The organism is Rhizobacter sp. (genome assembly GCF_035702065.1).
Classification (GTDB): domain Bacteria; phylum Pseudomonadota; class Gammaproteobacteria; order Burkholderiales; family Burkholderiaceae_C; genus Rhizobacter.
The window spans coordinates 1-5,675 of sequence record NZ_DASSRA010000138.1; the positions used below are offsets into that span (position 1 = coordinate 1).

Sequence of the window (5,675 nt, forward strand, 5' to 3'; positions counted from 1 at the left end):
CGTTGAGCTTGTGCGAGATGAGGATGGAGGTCACGCCCTGCGCCTTGAGCTCCAGCAGCAGCTCGAGCAGCGCGTCGCTGTCGCTCTCGTTCAGGCTGGCGGTCGGCTCGTCGAGGATCAAGAGCTTGACCTGCTTGGACAGCGCCTTGGCGATCTCCACCATCTGCTGCTTGCCCACGCCCAGGTGGGTGACGAGCGTGGTGGGCGACTCCTTCAGGCCCACCTTGGCCAGGAGCTCGCGCGTCTTGGCATAGGCGGCGAACCAGTCGATCACGCCGCCGTGCGCGATCTCGTTGCCGAGGAAGATGTTCTCCGCGATCGACAGCAGCGGCACCAGCGCCAGCTCCTGGTGGATGATGATGATGCCCAGGGCCTCGCTGTCGGCGATGCCCTTGAAGCGGCGCGGCGTGCCTTCGAAGAGGATCTCGCCCGCGCTCTCGTCGACCGTGTAGACGCCGCTCAGGATCTTCATCAGCGTCGACTTGCCGGCGCCGTTCTCGCCCACCAGCGCGTGGATCTCGCCGGCGTGCACCGTGAGGTCGACGCGGTCCAGCGCCTTCACGCCGTGGAAGGCCTTGCTGATGCTGCGCATCTCCAGGAGGGGCGCGCCGGCCGTGTTGCCGGCGGTACTCTGCTGCGAGGTCATGTACTGCTTTGTCTCTGCCAGGGGAACGCGTGCCGCACGCGGCGGCACGCGAACGCCGTGGGTCACTTGACCTGCGATTCCTTGTAGTAGCCGCCGTCGATCAGCACCTTCTTCCAGTTGCTGATGTCCACGCTGACCGGCTTCAACAGGTACGAAGGAACCACCTTCACGCCGTTGTTGTAGGTCTTGGTGTCGTTGACCTCGGGCTTCTTGCCGGAGAGCAGCGCGTCGACCATGCCCACCGTCACCTTGGCCAGCTCGCGCGTGTCCTTGAAGATGGTGGAGGTCTGCTCGCCGCGCAGCATGGACTTGATCGACGGCACCTCGGCGTCCTGGCCGGTCACCACCGGGAAGGGCTGCTTCGGCGTGCCGTAGCCCACGCCCTTGAGCGAGGACAGGATGCCGATCGACAGGCCGTCGTACGGCGACAGCACGGCGTCGACACGGGCGTTGGTGTAGTTCGCGCTCAGCAGGTTGTCCATGCGGGCCTGGGCGACGGCGCCGTCCCAGCGCAGGGTGCCGACCTTGTCCATGCCCATCTGCTTGCTGCGCACCACCAGCTTGCCGCTCTTGATGTACGGGTTGAGCACCGACATCGCGCCGTCGTAGAAGAAGAAGGCGTTGTTGTCGTCGGGCGAGCCGCCGAACAGCTCGATGTTGTACGGGCCCTTGCCTTCCTTCAGCTTGAGCGAGCTCTCGATCGACTGCGCCTGCAGCACGCCGACCTGGAAGTTGTCGAAGGTGGCGTAGTAGTCGACGTTCTTCGAGCCCTTGATGAGGCGGTCGTAGGCGATGACCTTCACGCCCTTGTCAGCGGCCTTCTGCAGCACGTCGGACAGGGTGGTGCCGTCGATGGCGGCGATGACCAGCACCTTGGCGCCCTTGGTCACCATGTTCTCGATCTGCGCGAGCTGGTTGGGGATGTCGTCGTCGGCGTACTGCAGGTCGGTCTTGTAGCCCTTCTCCTTGAAGTACTTGACCATGTTGGAGCCGTCGTCGATCCAGCGTGCCGACGACTTGGTGGGCATCGAGATCGCGATCAGGCCCTTGTCCTGGGCCTGGGCCCAGGGTGCGGCGCCGGCGAGCGTGACGGCGGCGATGGCGAGCATCGACTTGAGGAAGGTGCGCTTCATGAGGGTGTCTCCGGTTCTTGTGGGTCAGGCCGCAGCCACGGCGCGGGTGAGCGCCAGGGCCACGGCCCAGGGACCAGTGGGCGTTGTGGCCTGCTGGATCAGTACTTGCGCTTCGGGAATTCCTTGGCGGCCACTTCCATCGGGAAGATGCCTTCCTCGGTGACGATGCGCTTGGGCAGCGTCTTGCCGGCCTTGAGGTCCTTCACGGCGCTCATCAGCTGCGGCCCGAGCAGCGGGCTGCATTCGACGCTCACGTTGAGCTTGCCGGCCATCATGGCTTCGAAGGCGCCCTTCACGGCGTCGATCGAGATGATGGTGATGTCCTTCGCGGGCTTCATGCCGGCTTCTTCGATCGCCTGGATGGCGCCGATGGCCATGTCGTCGTTGTGCGCGTAGAGCACGTTGATCTTCTTGCCCTCGGCCTTCAGGAAGGCTTCCATCACTTCCTTGCCCTTGGCGCGGGTGAAGTCACCGGTCTGCGAGCGGATGATCTTGAAGCGCGGGTCGGCCTTGATGATCTCCTCGAAGCCCTTCTTGCGGTCGATGGCGGGCGCCGAGCCGACGGTGCCTTGCAGCTCGACGATGTTCACGTCGCCGCTCGTGCCCTTCATCTTCTCGAGCAGCCAGCGGCCGGCCTTGCGGCCTTCTTCGGTGAAGTCGGAGCCCATGAACGAGACGTACAGCGAGTCGTCCTTCACGTTGACCGAGCGGTCGGTCAGCAGCACCGGGATCTTGGCGGCCTTGGCTTCCTGCAGCACCGTCTCCCAGCCCGACTCGACCACCGGCGAGAAGGCGATCACGTCGACCTTCTGTGCGATGAAGGAGCGGATCGCCTTGATCTGGTTCTCCTGCTTCTGCTGCGCGTCGGAGAACTTGAGCTCGATGCCGGCCTCCTTGGCGGCCGACTTGATCGACTCGGTGTTGGCGGTGCGCCATTCGCTCTCGGCGCCGACCTGGCTGAAGCCAAGGACGATCTTCTTCTGCGCCATGGCGCTCATCGGCAGGACAGCCAGCAGGGCCACGGTGGCCAGCAGGCTACGTTTCGTCAGTCTCATGTGTGTCTCCTCTTTTTGGTGGGATATGCGCGGGTGCGCCAAACGAACAAACAGATGCGGCCACGAGGCCGCGGCGTTTCAGGCCATCGTGTAGGCGGTCTTCACGGTGGTGTAGAACTCGGCGGCATGGCGGCCCTGCTCGCGCGGGCCGTGGCTCGACCCCTTGCGCCCGCCGAAGGGCACGTGGAAGTCGACCCCGGCGGTCGGCAGGTTGACCATCACCATGCCGACCTGGGCATGGCGCTTGAAATGCGTTGCGTGCTTGAGCGAGGTGGTGCAGATGCCCGCGCACAGGCCGAAGGGCGTGTCGTTGGCCAGCGCCAGCGCGTGCTCATAGTTGTCGGCGCGCAGCACACAGGCCACGGGGCCGAAGATCTCTTCGCGCGCCACGCGGTGCTCGGGCTTGGCGAGGAAGAGCGCGGGGCTCATGTAGTAGCCCGGCGCCGCGAGCTCCAGGCGTTCGCCGCCCCAGATGTGCTCGGCGCCTTCCTCGCGCGCGATCTGGACGTAGGAGAGGTCTTGCTCCAGCTGGTTGGCGTCGACCACCGGGCCGATGTCGATGCCGCGCTCCATCGCGTTGCCGACCTTCAGGCCCTGCAGGCGCTGGCGCAGGCGCGACACGAAGGCGTCGTGGATGGAGGCCTCGACGATCAGCCGGCTCGAGGCCGTGCAGCGCTGGCCGGTGGAGAAGTAGGCGCCGTTGACGGCGCACTCGATCGCCTGGTCGAGGTCGGCATCGGCCAGCACCACCAGCGGGTTCTTGCCACCCATCTCCAGCTGCACCTTGGCGCGGCGCGCGGCGGTGGATTGCAGGATGCGCTCGCCGGTGGGCACCGAGCCGGTGAAGCTGATGGCGTCGACCAGCGGGCTGTCGACCAGCGTTTGGCCGACCTCGCGGCCGCTGCCCATGACCAGATTGAAGGCACCTGCCGGCAGGCCGGCGCGGCTGATGATTTCGGCCAGCGCCCAGCCGCAGGCCGGCACCAGCTCCGCCGGCTTGAACACCACGGCGTTGCCGTAGGCCAGGGCGGGTGCGATCTTCCAGGCGGGGATGGCAAGCGGGAAGTTCCACGGCGCGATCAGCCCGACCACGCCCAGCGGCTCGCGGGTGATCTCGACGCCCACGCCAGGGCGCACGGAAGGCAGCAACTCGCCGCCGGTGCGCAGGGCCTCGCCGGCGAAGAACTTGAAGATGTTGCCGGCGCGCGCGGCTTCGCCGATGGCCTCGGGCAGGGTCTTGCCCTCTTCGCGCGCCAGCAGGGTGCCCAGCTCTTCCTTGCGGGCCAGGATCTCGCTGCCGATCTGGTCCAGCGCGTCGGCGCGGCGCTGCGGCGTGCTCTGGCTCCAGGCGCCGAAGGCATCGGCCGCGGCGCGAATGGCCAGCTCGGTCTGGGCGCGGTCGGCGCGGGCGTGGGTGGCGACCACTTCGCGCGTGTCCGACGGGTTCTCGCTGTTGCCGGTGGTGACGCCCGTCTCCCAGCGGCCATTGATGAAATGCCGCGCATTCAAAGGAGTCATGTCTGCCCCTCGTCCACGGAGTACCGTGGCCGATCCCCCGAGGGGATGCGGGCCGGCTTGGGAGCGGCCCGGCGCTCGGCCCTCGCGGAATGGTTCGACGCAGCTGATTTCATTAGGCAACCGGGGGTTGATGAGGCCGCAAGTCTAGGAACAGTTTGGATATCAATCCAATCGAAATTTCGACACAATTGATATCAGTAGCGAATTCCTGGAAAACCCCATGCCCTCGTACAGCCACTGGTTCATCCGCGCCCGTCTCAAGACCCGTCAGCTGCTGCTCTTGGTGGTGCTGGCCGAAGAGGGCAACCTGCACCGGGCGGCCCAGGTGCTGAACATGACGCAGCCGGCCGCGTCCAAGCTGCTCAAGGACCTGGAAGACGTGCTGGAGGTGCCGCTCTTCGAGCGCCTGCCGCGCGGCATGCAGCCCACCTGGTACGGCGAGACCATGATCCGCCACGCCCGCGTGGCCCTGGCCAGCCTGAACGAGGCGAACGAGGAGCTCACCGCGCTCAAGGCCGGCCGCTTCGGCCAGGTGGGGGTGGGGGCGATCACCTCCACCGGCTTGATGCTGCTGCCGCCAGCGGTGGCGCTGGTCAAGCAGGAGCAGCCCACGCTGCGCGTGATGCTGGAGATCGACACCAGCGACGTGCTGATGGAGCGCCTGGCGCAGGGCAAGCTCGACATCCTGGTGGCACGCCTGTTCGAGCGGCACGACAAGTCGCAGATCCGCTACGAGCGCCTGGCGTCCGAGCCGGTGTGCGCGGTGGTGCGGCCCGGCCACCCGCTGCTGGGCATGGCGGGCCTCACCTTGCGCGACGTGGTGGGCGCCGGCTGGATCGTGCCGCCGGCCGGCAGCGTGCTGCGCCACCGCTTCGAGCTGATGTTCCAGGAAGAAGGCCTGGCCCCGCCCATCAACATGGTGGAGACGGCGGCGCTGCTGTTCATGACGCGCATGCTGCAGCAGAGCGACATGCTGGCCGTGATCGGCGCCGACGTGGCGCGCTACTACGCCTCGCACGGCATCGTGGCCGTGCTGCCGCTGGAGATGCCCTGCCACATGGACGACTTCGGCATCATCACCCGCACCGACCGGCTGCTGTCGCCAGCGGCCAAGGTGATGATGAAGGCCCTCAAGACTTCCAGCCTGTCGATCTACGGCAGGAAATTCGACGTTACCGCCGACTGACGAGAGAGAAGCGAGAAGCGCGAGCGGAGCGACGCGCCCATCAAGCAACACCCGCGGAACCGGCTCTGCCGGGCCGCCGGGTGGCGCCCCTTGGGGGCAGGAGCGGGAGCGACTGGGGGGCCAACAGTCATGCCCAG

General features: G+C 66.7%; 5 protein-coding genes. 1 reads left to right on the forward strand and 4 read right to left on the reverse strand.

Features of this window, described 5'->3' with window-relative positions; genetic code table 11:
• From VFL64_RS06375 to VFL64_RS06390, 4 genes are all read right to left on the reverse strand, one after another.
• A partial coding sequence (locus VFL64_RS06375; protein WP_489539540.1) for an ATP-binding cassette domain-containing protein occupies positions 1-646 on the reverse strand: 646 nt, incomplete at its 3' end.
• Positions 647-708: 62 nt separating this feature from the next.
• The gene (gene chvE, locus VFL64_RS06380) at positions 709-1,779 is read right to left on the reverse strand and encodes a multiple monosaccharide ABC transporter substrate-binding protein (RefSeq protein WP_489539541.1); all 1,071 of its coding nucleotides are present in this window, start codon (positions 1,777-1,779) and stop codon (positions 709-711) included.
• A 98-nt stretch (positions 1,780-1,877) separates the two neighbouring features.
• The gene (locus VFL64_RS06385) at positions 1,878-2,834 is read right to left on the reverse strand and encodes an ABC transporter substrate-binding protein (RefSeq protein ID WP_489539542.1); all 957 of its coding nucleotides are present in this window, start codon (positions 2,832-2,834) and stop codon (positions 1,878-1,880) included.
• Positions 2,835-2,912: 78 nt separating this feature from the next.
• Positions 2,913-4,352, reverse strand: coding sequence for an aldehyde dehydrogenase family protein (locus VFL64_RS06390; RefSeq protein WP_489539543.1), 1,440 nt, complete (start codon positions 4,350-4,352; stop codon positions 2,913-2,915).
• A gap of 220 nt (positions 4,353-4,572) precedes the next feature.
• On the opposite strand from VFL64_RS06390, the gene VFL64_RS06395 reads away from it, so the two are divergent.
• Positions 4,573-5,538: a LysR substrate-binding domain-containing protein gene (locus VFL64_RS06395; RefSeq protein WP_489539544.1), complete on the forward strand. Its 966-nt coding sequence runs from the start codon at positions 4,573-4,575 to the stop codon at positions 5,536-5,538.
• Positions 5,539-5,675 lie beyond the last annotated feature (137 nt).